The organism is Photorhabdus viridis (assembly GCF_040256935.1).
Lineage (GTDB): Bacteria > Pseudomonadota > Gammaproteobacteria > Enterobacterales > Enterobacteriaceae > Photorhabdus > Photorhabdus viridis.
Genome location: NZ_JBEJZY010000064.1, coordinates 1 through 21,297 on the forward strand (window position 1 = coordinate 1; position 21,297 = coordinate 21,297).

15 protein-coding genes, 1 tRNA gene, 1 rRNA gene and 1 pseudogene are annotated in these 21,297 nt (G+C 44.3%); 4 read left to right on the plus strand and 14 right to left on the minus strand.

Annotation, left to right across the window (positions count from 1 at the left end):
- Together ABR397_RS20555 and ABR397_RS20560 are read left to right on the plus strand one after the other, a co-directional pair.
- The coding region (locus tag ABR397_RS20555) for a thioesterase domain-containing protein (RefSeq protein WP_350307343.1) at positions 1–1,960 on the plus strand (1,960 nt) is incomplete at its 5' end.
- 194 nt (positions 1,961–2,154) lie between these two features.
- Positions 2,155–3,828, plus strand: coding sequence for a cyclic peptide export ABC transporter (locus tag ABR397_RS20560; RefSeq protein ID WP_350307344.1), 1,674 nt, complete (start codon positions 2,155–2,157; stop codon positions 3,826–3,828).
- 178 nt (positions 3,829–4,006) lie between these two features.
- Here ABR397_RS20560 and ABR397_RS20565 read toward each other — a convergent pair.
- The 10 genes and pseudogenes from ABR397_RS20565 to cysJ form a co-directional block, all read right to left on the minus strand.
- Positions 4,007–4,114, minus strand: a pseudogene (locus ABR397_RS20565) (bacteriocin immunity protein); the annotation flags it as partial.
- A 319-nt stretch (positions 4,115–4,433) separates the two neighbouring features.
- Complete coding sequence (gene fbpC, locus ABR397_RS20570) at positions 4,434–5,489, minus strand: ferric ABC transporter ATP-binding protein (RefSeq protein WP_350307345.1); 1,056 nt, start codon at positions 5,487–5,489, stop codon at positions 4,434–4,436.
- 15 nt (positions 5,490–5,504) lie between these two features.
- Positions 5,505–7,583 carry an ABC transporter permease gene (locus ABR397_RS20575; protein ID WP_350307346.1) on the minus strand — a complete coding sequence of 693 codons (2,079 nt, stop codon included), beginning with the start codon at positions 7,581–7,583 and terminating at the stop codon, positions 5,505–5,507.
- Between the two features lie 131 nt (positions 7,584–7,714).
- Positions 7,715–8,746 (minus strand): ABC transporter substrate-binding protein, encoded by a 1,032-nt coding sequence (locus ABR397_RS20580; RefSeq protein ID WP_350307347.1) that lies wholly within the window; start codon positions 8,744–8,746, stop codon positions 7,715–7,717.
- A 17-nt stretch (positions 8,747–8,763) separates the two neighbouring features.
- Complete coding sequence (uhpC, locus tag ABR397_RS20585; protein WP_350307348.1) at positions 8,764–10,095, minus strand: MFS transporter family glucose-6-phosphate receptor UhpC; 1,332 nt, start codon at positions 10,093–10,095, stop codon at positions 8,764–8,766.
- A gap of 88 nt (positions 10,096–10,183) precedes the next feature.
- Positions 10,184–11,728, minus strand: coding sequence for an MASE1 domain-containing sensor histidine kinase (locus ABR397_RS20590; protein ID WP_350307349.1), 1,545 nt, complete (start codon positions 11,726–11,728; stop codon positions 10,184–10,186).
- Positions 11,725–12,357, minus strand: a complete 633-nt coding sequence (locus tag ABR397_RS20595; protein ID WP_021323181.1) for a response regulator transcription factor — start codon at positions 12,355–12,357, stop codon at positions 11,725–11,727. Before ABR397_RS20595 ends, ABR397_RS20590 begins: the two co-directional genes overlap by 4 nt.
- A 249-nt stretch (positions 12,358–12,606) precedes the next feature.
- A complete protein-coding gene (locus ABR397_RS20600) occupies positions 12,607–13,341 on the minus strand; it encodes a phosphoadenylyl-sulfate reductase (protein WP_350307350.1) in 735 nt (244 codons plus the stop codon).
- Positions 13,338–15,068 carry an assimilatory sulfite reductase (NADPH) hemoprotein subunit gene (gene cysI, locus ABR397_RS20605; RefSeq protein WP_350307351.1) on the minus strand — a complete coding sequence of 577 codons (1,731 nt, stop codon included), beginning with the start codon at positions 15,066–15,068 and terminating at the stop codon, positions 13,338–13,340. The genes ABR397_RS20600 and cysI overlap by 4 nt, the downstream gene beginning before the upstream one ends.
- Entirely contained in the window at positions 15,068–16,870 is a 1,803-nt protein-coding gene (gene cysJ / locus ABR397_RS20610) for an NADPH-dependent assimilatory sulfite reductase flavoprotein subunit (RefSeq protein WP_350307352.1), read from the minus strand. The genes cysI and cysJ overlap by 1 nt, the downstream gene beginning before the upstream one ends.
- Before the next feature lie 267 nt (positions 16,871–17,137).
- Here cysJ and queD point away from each other — a divergent pair, with 267 nt between their 5' ends.
- Positions 17,138–17,500, plus strand: coding sequence for a 6-carboxytetrahydropterin synthase QueD (gene queD, locus ABR397_RS20615; RefSeq protein ID WP_350307353.1), 363 nt, complete (start codon positions 17,138–17,140; stop codon positions 17,498–17,500).
- A 41-nt stretch (positions 17,501–17,541) separates the two neighbouring features.
- Here the strand turns inward: queD and queE are convergent, their stop codons facing one another.
- Positions 17,542–18,213 carry a 7-carboxy-7-deazaguanine synthase QueE gene (gene queE / locus ABR397_RS20620; RefSeq protein WP_350307354.1) on the minus strand — a complete coding sequence of 224 codons (672 nt, stop codon included), beginning with the start codon at positions 18,211–18,213 and terminating at the stop codon, positions 17,542–17,544.
- Positions 18,214–18,382: 169 nt separating this feature from the next.
- Between queE and ABR397_RS20625 the strand changes: the two genes are divergently transcribed.
- Complete coding sequence (locus tag ABR397_RS20625) at positions 18,383–19,765, plus strand: amino acid permease (protein WP_350307355.1); 1,383 nt, start codon at positions 18,383–18,385, stop codon at positions 19,763–19,765.
- Positions 19,766–19,996: 231 nt separating this feature from the next.
- Here ABR397_RS20625 and ABR397_RS20630 read toward each other — a convergent pair whose 3' ends face one another.
- The 3 genes from ABR397_RS20630 to rrf form a co-directional block, all read right to left on the minus strand.
- Positions 19,997–20,779 carry an endonuclease/exonuclease/phosphatase family protein gene (locus ABR397_RS20630; protein ID WP_350307356.1) on the minus strand — a complete coding sequence of 261 codons (783 nt, stop codon included), beginning with the start codon at positions 20,777–20,779 and terminating at the stop codon, positions 19,997–19,999.
- A 138-nt stretch (positions 20,780–20,917) separates the two neighbouring features.
- Positions 20,918–20,994: transfer RNA gene (locus tag ABR397_RS20635), tRNA-Asp, on the minus strand.
- A 191-nt stretch (positions 20,995–21,185) separates the two neighbouring features.
- A 5S ribosomal RNA gene (gene rrf / locus ABR397_RS20640) occupies positions 21,186–21,297 on the minus strand; the annotation flags it as partial.

The window sequence follows — 21,297 nt, forward strand, 5'->3', positions numbered from 1 at the left end:
GCAGTCGGCCATTGTGTCACGGGACTATACGCCTCCGCAGGGTGAGATTGAAACGGGACTGGCGCAGATCTGGCAAGACCTGTTGGGACTGGCGCGGGTCGGGCGTCATGACAATTTCTTTGAGTTAGGTGGTCATTCGTTGTTAGCTGTGCAATTGCTGAACTACATAAGCGAACAAGGCATGGAAGTGTCGTTGGCTACTTTATTCTCTCATCCAACATTATGTGATTTGGCGCTGGTTATTAGCAACAAGTCAAACAAACCAAGTTCACCTTTTGATGCAAATCCTGTGCCGTTAAGCCCCAAAGGCAGTCTATCGCCATTATTCCTGGTACACGAGACCACAGGTGACCCGCTGGTTTATTCACTACTGGCGACTTTGCTACCGTCGGAACTGCCCGTATATGGGTTACAGGCACTTGGCCTCCACACACTGGAGAAGCCTCCGACTTCCATTGAAGAACTTGCCGCTTACCATGTTCAAGCCATTCGTCGAGTTCAACCTCACGGCCCTTATCATCTCTCAGGTTGGTCAATCGGGGGCGTCATTGTTTACGAGATGGCCTTGCAACTGATTAGCAGCGGTGAAGAAGTCAAGTACCTTGGTATGATCGATTCCTACAATTTAAGTGGACTCAAAATTGATACTGAAAGTGGACATAATATTGATGCCAATAAATCTGTAAATGATACGCAGGAAGATATCAATACGATTATTGGATATCTGCGTGATCATATAAATGTTATTGATAAACATGATTTAGATAAGCTTTATGACTTCAATGACATGGACCAACTCCTTACCTTTTGTGAAGAACACCAATGGCTACCAACCGGTATTACAAAAGAGGATATCCTCTTTCGTATTTATACTCAGAGAACCATTTTACAATTTGGTCGAAAATATATTGCTTCCGCTTCATCTTTACCCATCCATCTCTATACAGCAGATAATTTACCTGCTGAGTATGACTCTTGGCGTGGCTGGCGCAATATCGTTGGAGAAAATTCCGTACTCTATCCTATTGGTGGGACTCATAACTCCATCATGCAACAGCCTTTGCTCAACCAAGTGGCTGATTTGATCACTGAGCACTTATTGCCCACAACCTACACCCCGAATATCATCATCCAAAATGGAGCCAAGTCTATTCCGCCACTTTTCTGTATTCCTGGAGCAGGTGCCAGCGCTTCCGGTTTTATCGAGTTGTCATTGTCCTTTCCACCGAAGCTACCTGTACACGCTTTGCAGTCTCGCGGCCTGATAGATGCGCACCTTCCTCCTTATATTAGTGTTGAAAGTACGGCTCACGCTTATATTCAGGCCATTCGTCAAACACAGCCTCATGGCCCCTATCACTTGCTAGGACATTCCTTCGGTGGTTGGATAGCCTTTGAGATCGCATTGCAACTACAGGCGCAGGGAGAAAAGGTCACCGATCTCATACTCGTTGATACCAGTGCTCCTGATCCGCAGGATAGTGTTCCTAAAACTGTCGGCCGGATTGAAACGCTAATGAAGTTGATCGATATCTACAACATGATACTGACTCAGCCATTACCGTTTACCAGACAAGACTTCGAAAACCAGGAACCGGATGAACAGATTCGCTCCCTGCTTCAAGCCTTGGTGAATGCTGGCATTTTTCCAGAGAATGTGAGTACATCTCTGTTGCAAGGTGTTGTCCAAGTTATGCAAGCCAATCTGAACACGAGTTATACACCACATACCAGCTATAAGGGCCTTGTTCATCTGATTAACGCTAAAGAAGGAGATGTTGATAAAACAGAAACTCACAAGAAAATGTGGCGTAGGCATGTTACTCAGCTAAGTACAATAATAGCACCTGGTAATCACATGACTATGCTGTCTAGCCCACACGTTAATCAACTTGCCACTTTACTGTGGGAAAAGTTGGATTATGTTAGCTCTCATTTCGAGGGTTTGTTCATGAAGTAGAATAACCCGATTTTTTTACCTTAAGCCAGCCTTGCGAGGCTGGCATTTTATCATCCTTTATCAATCTGGCTTTCAGTGTAGTGGTATGGAAATTTGCTTCCCTGGATTTAGACAAGGTTTAGTGTGCCACCCGCCAGAAGGGATAAATACATTATGTTTAACGCCAGATTACGTACAGAACTTATGGATTATAAATGAACACTTCGAAAATTAAACAACCAACCTATCGGATCTTACTCTCACTGTTATACCGTTCACGCTGGGCACTTGCCATTGCCGTTTTTGCCAGCATTGCTAATGGTATTTCCAGCGTTTCTTTGATCACATTAATCAATAAAGCAGTGACAACCGCCAACGATAGCTATTCCTCGCTCGCTTGGTATTTCGGTATTCTGGCTGTGCTGGCTATTGCCTGCCGCATACTTAGTGGCGTGATTTTCGCTAAACTGAGCCAGAATACGATGGCAAAGATGCGCGAACTCATCTCAGAACGTGTTACCCGTGCATCATTCCGTCAGATTGAGGTGCTTGGCTCCTCTCGCGCTCAATCCATCATCACTGACGATGCAACCAATGTATCACTGTTATTCTTCACTCTGCCCAATATCGTGATGCAAGGTTCAATTGTATTGGGCTGCCTGGGTTATCTGGCCTGGTTGTCGTGGCCCGTATTTTTCTTAGCGCTGGCTATAGTCATCATTGGTTCACTCGGTTATAGCCTCGGTGGAACTAAAGCTATCAACTCATTCAACGCAGCGGGCAAAGCACAAGATCGCCTATTCAGCCATTTCAACGCATTATTCTCTGGCGCAAAAGAGTTAAAGTTACACTTCTCACGTACTCAGGCTTTCTTCACTAACTCTCTTGGTCGTGAAATTGACGCAGTACGCCAGCATCGCACCCGTGCTTTCGGTGTTTATGCTTTCGGTGCTGGCTGGATACTCTTTTTATTCTATATGTTTTTGGGGCTGGTTATATTTGCCCCGACGGTAATACCGGGCCTCGAAGTAACGACACTCGCTGGTTATGTAATTATATTTCTGTTTATGTTGATGCCATTAGACGGTTTGTTAAACAGTATTCCAGCACTGAATGCGGCGCGTGTATCACTGAATCGCATTGGAAATGTATTATCAGAGTTGAATGAGCAAGACCAATTTACACAGCAGATTTCTGCTAATGAATTCGGTGAAGCTACTTTACTGCGTCTGTCTGGCCTTACCCACAGTTATTATCGAGAGAAGGAAGATAAGGTATTTCAGCTTGGTCCAATTGATATGAAACTAAAACGAGGGGAAATTACTTTTTTAATTGGCGGTAACGGCAGTGGCAAAACGACTCTCGCTAAGTTGTTGGTCGGGCTCTACACACCAGAAAACGGCACAATTACCGTTGATGGACATGTGATCACTGACAACAACAGAGCCAACTATCGTCAACTATTCTCGGCGGTTTTCTCCGATTTCTATCTCTTCGAAACATTGATAGGTTTGAGCGATACCGATTCGACATTGGATTCACGTGCTAATGAATTGCTCACTAAACTACATTTGGATCACAAGGTAAAGATTGAAAATGGATGTTTCTCAACTCGCGATTTGTCACTGGGACAACGAAAACGTCTTGCTCTAGTGGTTGCCTATTTGGAAGATCGGCCATTCTATCTGTTTGATGAATGGGCCGCTGATCAGGATCCGCTGTTTAAGACGGTGTTCTATCAGGAGCTATTACCCGAGTTGGCGGCGCGCGGTAAAGCAGTACTCGCTATCACCCACGACGATCGTTTCTTTCACTTAGCCGATCATTGTATCAAGCTGGAAAGTGGGCGACTCCTTGTCAATAGGAAGCAGATGGTAATAGCTCAATAACATTGCTGGATAAATATGGTCAACCTGCGCCATTAGGTAGTATTAGCGAAATTGTATGTTGCCACATATGTTGACATATGTGATTTCGAATCATTATTTCATAAAGTAATAACCGGACTTGTTCGATTTTATTTATCTACGTGAATAGACCGGTTAAGGTAATAATTTGAATTTATTGCTAATTTTTAAAGCCAGGCTTGCCATTTTTAGCTCGCCATTCTTTAATTTTTTTCACTATGCCTTCTGGTGAATCATCTTGGTCAGGTGATGGATAAAAGTGGATTTCGTACTTTTCTCGATTTCCAACATGTAATTATGTAAATCTATGAGCAAGTATGGGAGATTAAATTAAAAAAGGAAGGCTGCTTAAAATAGCCTTTATCATATTGATTTATAATAATTCAATTCTAAAAATAGATTTAATGACTGAAAATTCATAAATTATTCACTGTTTTCTGTGTAACAGGTTAAATTTAAAGTAAAAATTCATATCTTTAGCAAAAAGTGCGATTTTTTAAGTATGAAACTCGAAATCTATATGATGATTCATCTGGCCGCCAGATGGCGGCCTCTTGATCTGAAAGTCAGGACTTTTTTAAATCAAATTAACTTTTGCTTTTCTCTTCCAACATAAACATCCCAAATGGATGGATCTCCAGATAATAATTATCGCCAACATTAGGCTGTAATTGGATCGCATTAATCTGTAACAGCAGAGTTTGATCTTGCCAGTTTACCGTGACTTCATATTGTGGACCCATATAAGCCACATGGCTGATGGTACAACGCTGGCTCGCATTTCCTTGACGGCTCAGGGTAATGGCTTCCGGCCTGACACCTACCGTTACCGATTGACAGTGGGTGGTAAAGTTTTCTGGCCGTGGCAGGCGATAGTGGAAAATTTCCACATAATCAGAACCCAGAATAGCAGGGAAGATGTTGGCATCTCCCATAAAGCTCGCCATAAACTCAGATGCAGGCTGGCGATAGAGCGTTTGTGGAGCGCCGATTTGCATGATTTTGCCTTTGTTCATCACCAATACGGTATCTGATACCGCAAATGCTTCACTCTGATCATGAGTGACGTATAACGAGGTGATATTGAATTGTTGCTGCAATTCGCGGATCTTTTCACGCATACTACGGCGCAGATTAGCGTCGAGGTTACTAAGCGGCTCATCAAAAAGCAGGACTTTTGGCTTAAGGATCAGAGCGCGGGCGAGTGCAACACGTTGCTGTTGACCACCGGAAATCTGATCTACATAACGATCTGCAAAACCAGCCAAGTCTACCAGTTCCAATGCTTCTTTAACCCGTGTGCGTATCTCTGCTTTAGGCCGCCCCAGCATTTTCAGTCCATAACCAATGTTTTCTCCCAGCGACATATGTGGAAACAGGGCGTAGGACTGAAATACCATACAGATATCCCGCTGCTGAATAGAACGATCTGTAACGTCTTCACCATCAATGAAAATTTTACCTTCGCTGGGTTTTTCCAGCCCGGCAACCAGACGCAATACGGTGGTTTTACCACAACCAGATGGCCCTAACAGCGTTACCATATGCCCTTGTGGGATAGACAAATCCAGATTATCGATCACGGTGTTGCTACCGAACCGTTTGGTTACATTTTTCAGTTCGACAAAATTTTGTTGTGCCATGTCGTCACTCCGTGATTACTGTGCATTTTTGGCTTTGGAACGAGAAACCCGTGCTTCGCCAATCAGATAGTCAAATAGGAAAATAATGGTCAGCATGACCACAATCAGAATAGAGCCGTAAGCAATAGCGACGCCATATTCACCATCTTCCACCCGGTTCAGGATATAAGCGGTCGCTACGCGGGTTTCTGGTGTGACCAGAAATACAATAGCGCTGACGGTAGTAATGGCGCGGACGAAGCTGTAAATCAGGGCGGACAGGATTGCCGGACGCAATAACGGCAACAGAATATGGAAGATGGTTCTCATCGATCCGGCGCGCAAGCTCAACGAAGCTTCATCCAGTGATTTATCAATCTGTCCAAGGCCGGCAATGCCTGCGCGGATACCTACCGGTACGTTTCGCATAGTCATAGAGATAATGACAATAGCCGCGGTGCCGGTGAGGTAAAAAGGTGAGTCATTGAAGGCCAGAATGTAGGAAACCCCAGCAACAGTACCCGGTACGGCAAAGCACAGCATGGTGGTGAATTCGATCGTTTTCTTACCACGGAATTCCTGACGTACAACGATATAAGCGATAAGCAGACCAAGGATAGCAGTAATCGGGGCAGCGATACCGGCGTAGAGCAGTGTATCCAGTAATGAAGGCCATGCACCATCATGCATCCCCTGACCAAACAGCTTGATAAAGTTGTCCAGTGTCAATGTGTAGTCTACTCCCCAGTTTACGGTGAAACTGCCGTAGAAAATGCTGCCGTACAACAGAATGTTGAACACAACCCAGATAAACAAAATGGCACAGACACCCCAAACCAGCGAAGTCGGCAGCGGCTGTACATCACCACGATAGGATTTACCGGAAACCGTGACATAGGAGCGTTTACCAATCCACATATACTGAACGCAGAATATCAGCAGGGAGAAAACCAGAAGCGAAGCGCCCAGCGTACTGGCTGCCTGATAATCAAGCTGGGAACCGGTGATATAAAAATAAATCTGAGTCGCCAGTACATCGAAGCTACCGCCTAGTACCAGTGGGTTACTGAAATCCGCCAGCGATTGAACAATCACGATCAGGAAAGCGTTTGCCAGTGCAGGTTTCAACAGCGGAATAAAAATATGGAAGAAAGTTTGATAGCGATTGGCGCGCAGAGTATAGGCAGCTTCTTCCAGTGAAGGATGGATAGTTTTAATGGCGCCATCAAGGATCATAAACGCCATTGGCGTAAAGGCCAGCACCTGAGCCAGCCAGATACCGGTAAAGCCATACAGCCAGTTGGTATTGGTGAGGCCAAACCAAGTTGCCATAAACTCGGTAATATAACCGGAACGGCCCATCATCAGCGTGACGCCCAAGCCGACAACAAACGGGGGTGTGACGATGGGCAAGATAGAGAATACCCGGCCAATAATGGCAGAGCGACGGGCGATTCTGGAGGTATAAATTGCCAGAACCAGCCCGAAGAAGGTACAACCTACACCCACTGCCAGCGAGAGCAGAATGGAGTTAGTGATAACCTGAATAATATGTGCCTGTCCCAAGATCGAGATAAAGGCAAATGGAGCAAATTGACCGGTATCATCCGTAAACATCGGTATAAAGATGGCAATACTCGGATAAAGGATAAATGCCCCGATCAGGACAATAACCGCAACCAGTGAGCCGATAACAAAACGATCACCACCCAGCCATTCAAGACGGGTCAGGGCAAGGGTAATAATTGAGCTCAATGAGATAAACAAAATAATCGTCGAGTATCCCAGTCCACGACCAATAATGGCCGCACTGATAATAACAAACAAAGCGCATAATAAGGCGTAACACGCATCAAAATAGTGCCGGTTACGCTGATTGCGGTTTGCTGGCGTGAGTGGGCGTAGTAACAGCGCCAATGGGAGCAAGAACCACAGTAAACTGATGTTTAATCCGTTCCAGCCATAGGCGGTGAAAATCTCATCTTGAGTGGAGTCGAAAAGGCCGTAGTCCAGGCTCCAGGATGGCAAAAGGGCGAAAGCCAACCATGTTAGGGCAATCCACCAGAACACAGCATCCTGCTTCTGTCTGGTAGGCAAAGTAAGCGTGTAAGACATAATTTCCCTCTTTTATTATTATCGTGAGGCAACAGCAGTAAGAATCTATCCTTGTGGCGTTATGAGTACGGGAAAACAAGATAGCCCGATGGATAGTTTCTAAGGACGGTGTTACCCGCCCTTGATAGACTTTATTTAGCCATCTTCACATCTGTCACCCATTCGGTGATGAGTGCTTTACGCATATCATTAGCGCCAAATTTATCCATGTCGTAATTGATCAGCTTCAGATCGGACAATTTAAGTGCCAGAGGAGACGCTTTTGCTGTGGTGTTGGTCAGGATCTGATAGGCTTTACCTTTCTTCCAGCTCAGTTCTTGTGCTTCTTTGGACAGCGCCCAGTCAATAAATAGTTTAGCGTTGTCCATATTGCGAGCATTTTTGATGATACTGACGCCGCCGATTTCATATCCGGTACTTTCACATGGTGCGATAAGTTTCAATGGTGCGCCGTTTTCCACTTCCAGAGAGTAATCATGCAGGAAGCCGATGCCGATGGCGGATTCACCACGGGCGGCGTTACGTGCTGGTGCGACACCAGATTTAGTGTATTGGGAAATGTTGGCATTCAGCTTTTTCAGGTAATCAAATGCCTGATCTTTGCCCCATAACTGAACAAAGGTTGCCAGTGCGGTGTAAGCGGTGCCTGAACTTTGAGGATCGGCGATCTGGATTTCACCTTTATAAATCGGTTTGGTCAAATCTTTCCAGCAGGTTGGAACAGGGATATTTTTCTCTTTCAGACGTTCGGTATTGACGCCATAGCCAAGAATTCCGACGTAAACCGCAGAAGTGTAGTTGCCCTTACGTTTGGCCGGATCACGGAACTGCGGCATAATTTGCGCCAGATTAGGGGATTTATATGGGGCCAGCAGATCCATCTCTCCTGCCTGAGAGTGTGGATCCAGCGTGCCGCCGTACCAGACGTCAGCTTGTGGATTACGTTTTTCCGCTTCAATTTTCGCCAAGGTACTGCCTGAACCGTTACGGACAAACGTGGTTTTTACATTATATTTTTCACCGAATGCTCTGGTTTCGGCTTCACACAAGGCGTTAGTCGCACTGCAATAAACAATCAAGCGACCGGCTGCCTGAGCACTGTGGGTAAATGCAGCAACGACCAGACCCGCAGCGATAAGTGTAGAGAAAGGTTTCAGTTTCATTATTTTGTCCTTTGTATTCAGAACTTCTTATCATTGGAAAGTAGCGATGCTACCCCTGCCATATGTTCCCTTTTACTGACGTTTGCCATTAACAGTGGCATCAACAGCAAACCCATCATGGCGGCTGCGATGGTGAGCAGGGCAAACATCCCTGACCAGCCATAGTGTGCAACGACCTGACTTAGCGGCCAGCCTGCCATTGCAGCGCCCAAATAGGCGTACAACCCCAGATAACCAGTGACCGTTCCGGCGGCTTGTTTATGGCAATATTCTGTTGCCGCCAGCCCAATCAGCATTTGCGGGCCAAATATAAAAAAACCGATACTGAAGAAACAGACTGCCAACAGCGCATAGTGATGAATGGGCATTAGCCACAATGCGGTGACAGAGATAAACAACCCCAGGGCAAACAGTAAAATCATCGGGGCGCGTTGACCGCGGAACAGTAAATCAGATCCCCAGCCGGAAAAAAGTGCGCCTGTTAAACCGCCCAGCTCAAACAGCGAGAGTGTTGCGTTGGCACTGAGCAGATTGGCGCCATGTGTTTCTGACAACCACAGATTTCCCCAGTCATTAATCGCCATTCTGATGAGGTAAACCAGAATGTAGGAGAGCCCTAATAACCAGATAGTTCTGTTAATCAGTATTGTGTCCCGCAGTATCTGCATCATCGGCATGGGGGGCGATAACTGCTCGTGCCGAAGCTCTAGTGAATCCTGTCGCCAGTGCCCTACACTGGGTAAACTTTGCTTTTGTGGTATGTCGCATAACTGATGGCAGAGCCAGATACCCAGTAAAATACCGATAATTCCCGGCATCATCAGCGCTGCTTGCCAGCCGTAAGTCGTCGCCAAAAAAGCTGACAGCATCGGGATAGTGACACCGACAACATTGATGGAGATATTCCAGCATCCCCACCAGAAACCCCGTTCATTGCGGGAGTACCAATGTGTCAGTAACCTGGCGCAGGGCGGCCATCCCCAACCTTGAAAGAAGCCGTTCAGTGTCCAGATAATCAGTAGTGCAGGAAATGATGAACAAAAAGCGAAAATAATGTTCAGCACGCCAGTCATCACTAATCCGGCACCCATAAACCAGCGATAGCCGGTGCGATCATGGAATACACCGGAAATAAATTTTGAGCCGCCGTAAGCCAGGTAAAACAGGCTGGTTATCCAGCCGATATCCCCTTTATCCAGCCCCAGTTCCAACTGCATGACCGGCATAACAAAGTTGAAGCTTTTTCGTGTCAGATAAAATGCAGCATAACCAATAATCATGGAAATCAGCAAACGGCTGCGCCAGTAGCGATAACGTTGTGAAACTTGTTCCTGGCTGGTGGTTTGCATATGCGATTCCTCCATGAAAAAGGAATGTAAAGAAACATTAATGAAAATGGATGGGATAAGGTTTTAGGTAATTAGGAATCATTCTTAGTTATACTTGATTTTCATCAGAATTTGTGGGCAGGTTAACAATTATGCGAGTACCGTTATCGTTGTTTAACTGCCAGTCTCCACCTAACGCCCGGATGCGCTCTTCAATCCCCTGGAGGCCAAACCCGCCTTTCCTTTTATCTTCAGTGATACCAATGCCGTTATCACTGATTCTGAGTTCGATCACATTCCTGCATTGCCGCAGCGTGATATCGATGCGGGTCGCTTTGGCATGTTTGCTGATATTGTTCAGTAACTCCTGAACCAAACGATAAAGAGTAAAAACCACGGTTTCATTCGCTGGATTTTGGGGAAGTTGATAATTCAACTGGCAATTAATACCCTGCTGCTTAAAAGCAAACTCATTAATTAAATGGTGAAACGCTTTTTCTAAAGACATCTCTTCCAGAACCGGTGGCCTCAATTGACGCAGTAATTGACGAGTAGATTGATGGATTTGTTGGGCAAGATGATTGATTTGCTCTGCGATCGTTGCTATTGCCGGGGTAGTGGCAGTGCGCTTTACCAGTGTTGCCTGAATTTGGATAGCAGTAATATTTTGCCCAATTTCATCATGTAACTCGCGGGCAATACTTTTGCAAATATCTTCTTCTGTGTGAACCAGTTTCTGCATCAGAATATGGCGGGCAGTTAACTCCTTCTCCAATAATTCACGGTAGCGTTGCAGGTTTTCAGAGAGTTGCTGTTGACGACTGATAGCTATTCCAAGCCCTATTCCTAATAGCGCCTGAATGGTCAGGAACATCTCCAATTCGCGTAAATCGTTAAAAGCGCCACTAAATTGCCGGGCTGACGTTATCATCAGACTGCCCAGTAAAGCCGCCAATACGCCACCTTGCCAGCCATAGCGATAGGCCATAAATACATTGGGAATAAATACCAGGATTACCAAAAGCCGCTCAATTTCCGGTGACATAAAGATCTGAGCACTCAATCCCAGAAAGCAGAACAGGCAGCACCACATCACCAATGAAGTGCGTAACTGTGGATCCGGATGGTCAGGTTCCAGAATATTTCTCAGATGTTGCTGACGCAGATATTCATAGATCAGATAAACAAAAGGCGATAGTAAAACCCCGCCGGTCAAAGAGGTAAGAAACAGATGGCTGGCGCTGGCAGTCAGAGAAAATCCCAGACAGACAGCCTGTAACATACTATTGGCGGCAACGGCTGCCAGCAAAATAGAGAGCCGTTGCCAATATAAGGTATAGCGCCACCAGCTCCGCTGTACCATAAAGGTAGGCATCAAGCTGAGAAATGGCGATAACAGAATAATATTGTTAGTAATAAGCTGCTCGCTATCGAGCCATAGCAAGATGATAACCTCGGTTGCTAACAGGATTGGCAGATAGCGACGCCCCAGCAGAACAAGCAGCGCCAGCCGTAACCCTTGTGGCAGCAGCAGTGCAGCCTGTTGCCCATTATCATTCAGGTAGAAACTGATGGTCCACAGAGCAAGCCAGCTCAACGAATAAAAAATCAGCAGGAATAGTGATAACAGGCCAAATCGTGTTCTTCCGTTCATACGTTCCCTGTCAGAATCTGATGTTGCAGGGCATAATGAACCAGCTCGATCGTGCTCTCGCACTGCAATTTGCCAAGAATATTGGCACGATGAACATGAACAGTTTTATGGCTGAGATTAAGTTGTTCAGCGATAGCTTTAACCGTGATGCCATTGATGAGCAAATCAAATATTTCCCGTTCTCTGGGTGTCAGGGCTTGCAGTGCTTTAACTTCTTGTGGTGTCTGACGCAGGGCTTTCAGTGCATCAGCACACAGATAAAAACCGCCTTTATGTACTGAGCGTACTGCCTGTACTAATTCTTCCGGGCCACATCGTTTAGTGAGATAACCGCAAGCTCCGGCATCCAAAGCGCTTTGTACAAATGCCGTGGTGTCATAAATGCTGAGAATAATGGTGCGAAAATCAGGCCGTTTTTGCCGTAACCGGGCGAGCAGATGCAAACCACTCTCATCCGGCATAGCGATATCCATCACTGCCACATCAATCGGGTTTCTGAGTAAATCCAGCCAGGCTTCGCTAGCACTGGCGTATTGCCCGGCAATCTCAAGATCATGCTCAAGCGTTAGTAATTGGGCAAAGCCGGAACGGACGACTACATGGTCGTCAATAAGTGCAACTTTAATCATAGTTTTTGTTAAGAAGTCATTATAAATACAATAAGTTCCATGATGTGCAGGAACGGCAGGTTGTGCAAATTAATCAACTAAATCTGCAAGAAAGCTAACAGATTTAGTAAATTGTAAGGTGATAATTAAATAGATAAGTGGAAGAGATTGTTTGTTAACTATGCAACCCAGCCGCAGAAGCAACCACGCCCCCGCCATAAAACAAAGCGAGGGCTTTATCATCAATCCCCCTCAGGAAATATCCGTTTTTTAATTTTCATGTAACCCACATTCTCGCTTTAATCCAAAGAAACGAGTTTGTTCTTCACTCATGCCCGGTTCCCATTTTTGGGTTGTATGGATATCGCCAACAGAGAGATAACCCTGTTCCCACAATGGATGATATTCCAACCCATGCTTTGTAAGATATTGATGTACACGTCTATTATCCCAGTCGATAATCGGCAAGATCTTAAATACGCCACGCTGTATAGACAAAACCGGTAATTTTGATCGGCTTTCAGATTGCTGGCGACGTAAACCAGCAAGCCAGCTTTGTGCATTCAGATTTTTTAAAGCACGCTTCATTGGCTCGACTTTATTAATCTGATTGTAACGTTCTATTCCCTCTACACCTTGTTCCCACAATTTTCCATAACGTGCTTCTTGCCAGGCTGGAGAGTGTTCAGCACTGAATACTTGCAGATTCAGTTTCAGTTGCGTTGTTAATTTATCTATGAATTGATAAGTTTCAGGGAATAAATAGCCAGTATCAGTAAGGATGACAGGGATATTCGGGTATTCCTGTGTTACTAAATGAAGACATACCGCCGCCTGAATGCCAAAACTGGAAGAAAGAACAAACTCCCCCGGCAAATTCTCCAATGCCCAATTTACCCGCTGATGAGCATCCATAATTTCAAGTCGCTGATTAACTTCAACCAGTAATGTCTCCTGCTGTTCTGTCTCCACTCCAACCAATTGTGATAAGCTGAGTTGGCTCATACCACCTCCTGCCAATCATAAAAATCGCGGGCCGAATCCAGTACCGGTTTGATAATATCGGTACGGATCAGGAAATCGCCAAAGCCCTCATTTGGTTGCCGCTCTACCGCCCAACGCCCGATAAGTTCATCCATGATGGATAAGATTGCTTCAGAACTGATATTTTCTTTATACATTCGAGGAATACGAGTACCGATCCGGTTACCGCCAAGATGAAGGTTATAACGATCAAGCGCTTTACCCACCAGCCCCACTTCCGCCAACATAGCTCTACCACAGCCATTTGGGCAACCTGTCACCCGCAAGACAATATGTTCATCACTAATACCATGTTTATCCATCAGTTGTTCAACGTAAGTGACAAACTCCGGTAAGAAACGTTCAGCTTCAGCCATTGCTAACGGGCAGGTTGGGAAAGAGACACAGGCCATTGAGTTTTCACGCTGGACTGTGGTTTTATTATCAATCAGCCCATGTTCTCGGGCGATAGTTTCAATTCGTTGTTTTTCACCTTCAGGAATACCAGCAATAATTAAGTTTTGGTTAGCTGTCAGGCGAAAATCCCCTTTGTGGATTTTTGCAATTTCGGCAATGCCACTTTTCAGTGGTCTGCCGGGATAGTCCAAAAGGCGACCATTCTCAATAAACAGCGTCAAATGCCATTTATCATCGATTCCTTTCAGCCAGCCAATTTGATCACCACGACCAGTAAATTCATAAGACCGGATTGCTTCAAATTTCACGCCTGCGCGTTTTTCCACTTCCTCTTTAAAGGTGTCAACACCAACCCGCTCCAACGTATATTTGGTTTTGGCATTTTTACGCTCGGTCCGGTTCCCCCAGTCACGCTGAGTAGTCACTACAGATTCAGCAATCGCCAATGTATGCTCAAGCGGAATATAACCAAATTCACTCGCCATACGTGGATACGTATTTTTATCACCGTGAGTCATTGCCAAACCACCACCCACCAGCACGTTAAAACCAATCAACTTCCCACCTTCTGCAATAGCAATAAAGTTCAGGTCGTTGGCATGTAGATCAACATCATTCTGAGGAGGGATAACAACCGTGGTTTTAAATTTACGAGGCAAATAAGTCGCACCAAGAATCGGCTCTTCATCAGTAGTTGCGACTTTTTCTTTATCCAGCCAGAGTTCAGCATAAGCTCGGGTGCGTGGCAGCAAATGTTCTGAAATTTTCTTCGCCCATTCGTAGGCTTGCTGGTGCAACTCTGATTGAATAGGATTCGAAGTACAAAGCACATTTCGGTTAACGTCATTCGCCGTCGCAAGCGAATCCAGACCAACCTGATTCAGTAATTGCTGTGCGGGTTTTACATCCCCTTTCAAAATGCCATGAAATTGAAATGTCTGACGATTAGTCAACCGGATACTGCCATACAGAGTGTTCTCTTCAGCAAACTTATCAATACCCAGCCATTGTTGCGGCGTAATAACACCACCCGGCAGACGACAGCGCAACATCATCGCATGGCGTGGCTCCAGTTTTTGCGCTGCCCGTTCAGCACGAATATCACGATCATCCTGCTGATACATGCCATGAAAGCGAATCAACAGGAAATTGTCCCCTGCGAAACCTCCCGTTAAGCCATTGGTTAAATCTTCACTGATTGTACCTCGCAGGAAGTTACTCGCCTGCTTCATACGCTCACTATCAGCCAGTTTACCTTCGACAATCAAAGGACCATGTTGTTTATCACTCATTAGTACACATCCCTCTGATAACGGCGCTCAAGGCGCAGTTCACTTAAGAATTCATCTGCCTGTTCGGCATCCATGCCACCATACTCAGAAATAATATCCAGCAATGCACGCTCCACATCTTTCGCCATGCGGTTTGCATCACCACATACATACAGATGTGCCCCTTCCTTTATCCAACGCCATACTTCTTCACCCTGTTCACGCAATTTGTCCTGAACATAAACCTTATGCTGCTGATCGCGGGACCACGCTAGATCAATACGAGTCAACAGACCATCTTTGACATAACGCTGCCACTCCACTTGATAGAGAAAATCTTCCGTAAAATGTGGATTACCAAAGAGCAGCCAATTTTTCCCCTCAGCGCCATCTGTATCTCTTTGCTGCATAAATGCCCGGAATGGAGCGATTCCAGTTCCCGGCCCAATCATGATGACAGGTGTTTGCGGATTGGCAGGCAAGCGGAAATTGTCGTTATGCTCGATAAAAATACGAATATCGCCCTCTTCCTGTAAGCGATCTGCCAAATAGCCGGATGCACCGCCAGTACGAGCCCGTCCATCAATTTCATAACGAACAACACCGACTGTAATATGAACTTCATTTTCTACTTCAGCCTGAGAGGAGGAAATTGAATAAAGCCTTGGCGTTAGAGGCCGCAATAAATCAATAAACTGTTGAGCTTCTGGCTGAGAAGCAGCCTCTCTTACCATATCAGCAATAGGTTTATTGTGAGCGTATTGCTGTAATGCCTGTTTATCAGCAATCAGAGACAGTAATTTTTCATTTTTTGCCAGCACAGCATATTTTTCTACAATCAAGCTGGTGTTTTGGGTTAGCTCAACATGGCTGATCAGCGCTTCCCTTAATGGTAATTTCTGACCATTAATCTCAACCTGTTCTGTTCCTTCCAACCAGAGTAGATTCAACAATTCATCCACCAGAGCCGGATCATTTTTAAACCAGACACCCAAAGCATCACCTGGTTGATAACGCAGACCTGAATCTCCCAGATCAATTTCAATATGGCGAACATCTTTATCAGAACCACGGCCCGTTATTTTCTGACGGGTTGCTAAGGCCGCTGTCAATGGCGCCTGCTTAGTATAAGGAGTTGAAAAAACTTCATGTACCGATTCGCTCTGTACAAAAGTCATCGCCGTATTTGTCTGCACAGGAATACGCTGTTTCAGGATTTCAGTTAATCGCTTACGCCACTGAGCCGCAACCTCCTGATATTCCACATCACTATCGACACGATCCAGAAGCCGTTGAGCCCCCAATTCATTCAGACGATTATCAAAATCTTTTCCTGCCTGACAGAATTTCTCATAAGAAGTATCACCCAGACCAAAAACAGCAAACTCAGTACCACGCAGCTTCGGCGCCTTTTTAGAATAGAGATATTTATATAATGCAATCGCTTCTTCGGCTGGTTCTCCTTCACCTTGCGTAGAAGCGACAATGATGAGCATTTTCTCTTGAGCAATTTGTTTGAATTTATAATCACCGGCATTGAACAGATTAACATTGAGTTTCTCTGCCAACAGATCATCACGAAGCTGTTCAGCTAAACGGCGGGCATTACCTGTCTGTGAAGCTGAAATTACTGTAATCGTCTCCTGTGCCGGAATCGCTGAAGCCACGGACTGAACCTTTGGCTGTTGATTCATCATGCCCCAAAAATAACCAGACAGCCAAGCTAACTGATTCGGTGAAAAATCCCCAATTGCCGATTGCAAACGTGCTAGCTGTTCAGGCGAAACCGGCAGAAGTGAAATTGAAGGTGGTTTTATGCTCATTATCCTGTGCTGCCCTTTACGATTACCAATGTCTGTTATCTTTAGTAAAGAAAATAAATAGGGGTAGTTAGTAAGGTTATCTCAGCAACTTGTCACTATTTAAAGAAACTATCGCAATATCAAATAACCAAAACGCCTAACCATATTTACAGGTTTAATATATCTATAAAACAGTTAATAAGGGCAATTGCAAAAAAAGGAAAAAACCAGGTTTAATTCAGAAGATCGGGTAGAATAGCGGGTTTTTTGAAGTCAGGGAGAACCACTATGAGCACAACGATTTTTAAAGATTTTCAGTTTGAAGCCGCCCACCACCTACCACATGTTCCAAAAGGCCATAAATGCGGACGCCTGCATGGGCACTCATTTATGGTTCGACTGGAAATTACCGGGGAAGTCGATCCTCATAGTGGTTGGATCATGGACTTTGCTGATCTAAAAACTGTATTTAAACCCGTTTGGGAACAGTTAGATCACCACTACCTGAATGATATCCCTGGACTGGAAAACCCAACCAGCGAAATACTGGCAGCCTGGATTTGGGCGAAGGTTAAACCCTCAATTCCACAACTCAGTGCCGTTATGGTGAAAGAAACCTGTAACGCAGGATGTATTTTCCGCGGAAAGTGAAACAAATTACTGCACCAGGAAACCTCCAGTGCAGTAATCTCTCAGGCAATATTCAAATACTTATGTGTTTGCATAGAAAGCCGCCAATTGCGCGCAATACAAGTTTCAATACATAAACGAGTAGCGTCTTCTTTCTGGCTAATCGGTTGCAATGCAATAATACGCGACGAGTTGTCATCCAATGCCGCTAATAACTCATCCAGTGCTTCAATGTCTCTTTCACGTGCAACTGGATGTTTTATTTCATTAGCTCTCTGCAAAGCTTGCTGCAATACCTGATAACCACCACGCATTTTAACTTTTGGCGAAACTGTCACCCAAGTGGCAAAAGAACATTTAACATGATACGTACCACTGGTTTCTATCTGGCATTGATAGCCAAGGCTTTCTAACTCTTCAGTCAGAGGAGTAAGATCATAAAGGCAAGGCTCACCACCAGTAATAACAACATGACGCGCAGTATATCCCTGTTGAACAAACAGTGCTGCAATTTGCTCAGGTGATGCTTCACCCCATTCATCGCTTTCACTCGTCTTCAATAAGATTGTCTCCAGCATCCGTTGCTTTTTGGCTTCTTTCTCCCAGGTGTGTTTAGTATCACACCAGCTACAACCAACCGGACACCCTTGTAGACGAATAAAAATTGCCGGGACTCCCGTAAAAAAACCTTCTCCCTGCAATGTCTGAAATATTTCGTTAATCGGGTAAAACATAAAAATCTCTGGTTTCATTAGATAGGAGCGCATTATTACAGATATCTATCCCGCGGACATCAATCTTTATGGTAAGGTACAGAGTTTGCTTCGCTCAGCTAATATAAAGCTTGTCGGGGCATTGTGCGCTTAAAATATATCTAGCCTGAGAAAGTGACAGGAATAAATAATGCAGAATAATGAAACTCAGCTGAAACGGGGTCTAACCGGGCGGCACATCCGCTTTATGGCATTAGGCTCCGCAATAGGCACAGGGCTGTTCTATGGCTCCGCAGCTGCTATCCAACAAGCTGGCCCAGCCGTATTACTCGCCTATTTAATCGGCGGGGCCGCTGTATTTATGGTGATGCGTGCATTAGGTGAAATGGCTGTTCACCACCCAGTAGCCGGCTCTTTTTCACACTATGCCAGCCATTACCTCGGTCCTTTGGCCGGATTTCTAACCGGATGGAATTATATATTCGAAATGCTGATTGTCTGCCTAGCTGACGTTACTGCATTCGGCTTTTATATGAAGCTCTGGTTTCCTCATGTAGAACAGTGGATCTGGGTGCTGAGTATTATCTGCTTCATTGGCGCAATTAATCTTTGCCACGTGAAGATTTTTGGTGAAATGGAATTCTGGCTGTCTATTGTGAAAGTTACCGCAATTATTGCTATGATTATCGGCGGCATGGCTATCATGATATATGGATTCGGTCAGGAAACAGACCATGTAACCGGTATTTCCAGTTTATGGGAATATGGCGGTTTTATGCCTAATGGCATCAGTGGTGTAATAGCTTCACTTGCCATTGTGATGTTTGCTTTTGGTGGTATTGAAGTTATTGGCATCACTGCCAGCGAAGCTAAAAATCCTGAAAAAACTATCCCAAAAGCAATCAATGCTGTTCCTTTCCGTATTTTGTTGTTCTACGTATTGACCCTGTTTATTCTGATGTGTATCTATCCGTGGAATCAAATTGGTCAGGAAGGGAGTCCATTCGTACAAATTTTTTCCAGCTTAGGTATCAATTCTGCGGCTAATATTCTCAACATTGTGGTTATTACTGCCGCAATTTCTGCGATTAACAGCGATATTTTTGGTGCTGGCCGAATGATGTATGGTATGGCCCAAGAAGGACAAGCGCCTAAATCATTCACCAAGCTGAGCCGTAATGGTGTACCGTGGATGACGGTGGTCGTTATGTCAACCGTCCTGCTGATTGGCGTTGTTCTTAATTATCTGCTTCCGAATGAAATTTTCGTTATCATTGCTTCTATCGCAACATTTGCCACTGTGTGGGTATGGCTGATGATCCTGCTTTCTCAGGTTGCTATGCGCCGCAAAATGAGTAAAGAAGAAGTTAAAACACTAAAATTCCCTGTTCCTATGTGGCCAATAGCACCAATATTAACAATTATCTTTATGGTATTCGTTATTGTATTACTGGGCTATTTTGAGAAAACCCGTATTGCATTAATTGTAGGAATTGCATGGGTAGCCTTATTGTCAATTACCTATTTCTTGAGTATAAAGAAAAATACTTCCCAAACTCATCAAATTAAATAATACATCCTTATAAATGCCAGAATAATCTGGCATTTATTCTTATCTGTCTAAATATGATATAACTAATATTTTAATATGGCAGATTAGACTAATAAGAATAATTTTTTATTTTTGGAATATAAATCCACTTATATATAAAAAACAATTACATTTACTTTCAATAAGTTAAATGAAAAATCAAATAATAATCTTTCATAAAAAAATAGATAAACATGCTTTTAAAATAAAATATTAATAAAAATTCGCAATAAGAGGATTATGATCAGAAGCATCTGTAGGCATAACAATAGCATTAGATACATTTAACTCTCGATAAAAAATAAAATCTAAAGGTCTTCCAAATGCAATTGTTCGACAATCATCAGTAAAAGATACTTCTTTAAGATGTAAATGTCCGGTAAAACGCTTAAGAGCATTTAATCGTTGCTTACTCCATGCATTAAAGTCACCAGCCATAATTACCGGGCCATTATGTAAACGAATATGAACACCAATATTATTCAGCTGACGGCTATACACATCCACACCAAAACTGAAATTTATCGCATGTACATTAATAACCATCAACTGGCGATTATCCTGTAAAGAATAAACAGTGATAAGAGCTGATTTAGATAAGCGTAAAAGAGGCTCTTTCTCTCTCAATGGGCAACAATAGATAGGATGAGAAGTTGCTAGCGTCATTACACCAGAGGGATGTTGAGGCAATAAAAATGCGGGAACTTGATCAGCTGTCAAATAATTTGAAGTAGCAAATTCAACTAAATCAGGGGTTGTCTGCGCTTCTTGCAATAAAATTAACTGGCTTTCATTAGTAAGCTCCTTCAGAACCTTTCTCCATGAAGGGCGCTGCTGTTTATAAATATTCCATACAACAACCCTAAGCTCATTTGTATCAGTAATCAAAGGAATACCTACAGGTAATGACCTTCCAAGCTGGTGGGTTGACATCGGAAAAACACGTTCAACAGGTTGCCCAGCGACATATCTTATTGCATAGGTTTTCTTTACCACGTGAAAAACCTCTTCAATGCAGAAAGTAATATTAAAACCACCTGATTTTATCAAATATAATGAGGGAATTATTGATTTTAATATTTATTAAACAGAAAAAACCCTGAGATTTCTCTCAGGGTTTCTCTGTAAATTAAGTGGCGGTGCGGACGGGGCTCGAACCCGCGACCCCCGGCGTGACAGGCCGGTATTCTAACCAACTGAACTACCGCACCACCGAATTTCTTGTTCTTTATGTTGTTACCATAACATAAAATTTCAATACCTATCGGGGTAGTTTACGAAAAGCCCTTCTGCCATTCGGACCGCCGCTTTCTGCAACGTTCAAAATCACTCTCAGCGATTTTATCCGGCTTTCTACCCACAACACCCTGTGTCATTCTTCATCACACAAAGCTAAATTAAAACCTGGCAGTTCCCTACTCTCACATGGGGAGACCCCACACTACCATCGGCGCTACGGCGTTTCACTGCTGAGTTCGGCATGGGGTCAGGTGGGACCACCGCGCTATCGCCGC

Coding starts and splice junctions, on each gene's coding strand:
- ABR397_RS20560 (WP_350307344.1), top strand. CDS start 2,155: ATGAACACTTCGAAAATTAAACAACCAACCTATCGGATCTTACTCTCA.
- fbpC (WP_350307345.1), bottom strand. CDS start 5,489: ATGGCACAACAAAATTTTGTCGAACTGAAAAATGTAACCAAACGGTTC.
- ABR397_RS20575 (WP_350307346.1), bottom strand. CDS start 7,583: ATGTCTTACACGCTTACTTTGCCTACCAGACAGAAGCAGGATGCTGTG.
- ABR397_RS20580 (WP_350307347.1), bottom strand. CDS start 8,746: ATGAAACTGAAACCTTTCTCTACACTTATCGCTGCGGGTCTGGTCGTT.
- uhpC (WP_350307348.1), bottom strand. CDS start 10,095: ATGCAAACCACCAGCCAGGAACAAGTTTCACAACGTTATCGCTACTGG.
- ABR397_RS20590 (WP_350307349.1), bottom strand. CDS start 11,728: ATGAACGGAAGAACACGATTTGGCCTGTTATCACTATTCCTGCTGATT.
- ABR397_RS20595 (WP_021323181.1), bottom strand. CDS start 12,357: ATGATTAAAGTTGCACTTATTGACGACCATGTAGTCGTCCGTTCCGGC.
- ABR397_RS20600 (WP_350307350.1), bottom strand. CDS start 13,341: ATGAGCCAACTCAGCTTATCACAATTGGTTGGAGTGGAGACAGAACAG.
- cysI (WP_350307351.1), bottom strand. CDS start 15,068: ATGAGTGATAAACAACATGGTCCTTTGATTGTCGAAGGTAAACTGGCT.
- cysJ (WP_350307352.1), bottom strand. CDS start 16,870: ATGAGCATAAAACCACCTTCAATTTCACTTCTGCCGGTTTCGCCTGAA.
- queD (WP_350307353.1), top strand. CDS start 17,138: ATGAGCACAACGATTTTTAAAGATTTTCAGTTTGAAGCCGCCCACCAC.
- queE (WP_350307354.1), bottom strand. CDS start 18,213: ATGTTTTACCCGATTAACGAAATATTTCAGACATTGCAGGGAGAAGGT.
- ABR397_RS20625 (WP_350307355.1), top strand. CDS start 18,383: ATGCAGAATAATGAAACTCAGCTGAAACGGGGTCTAACCGGGCGGCAC.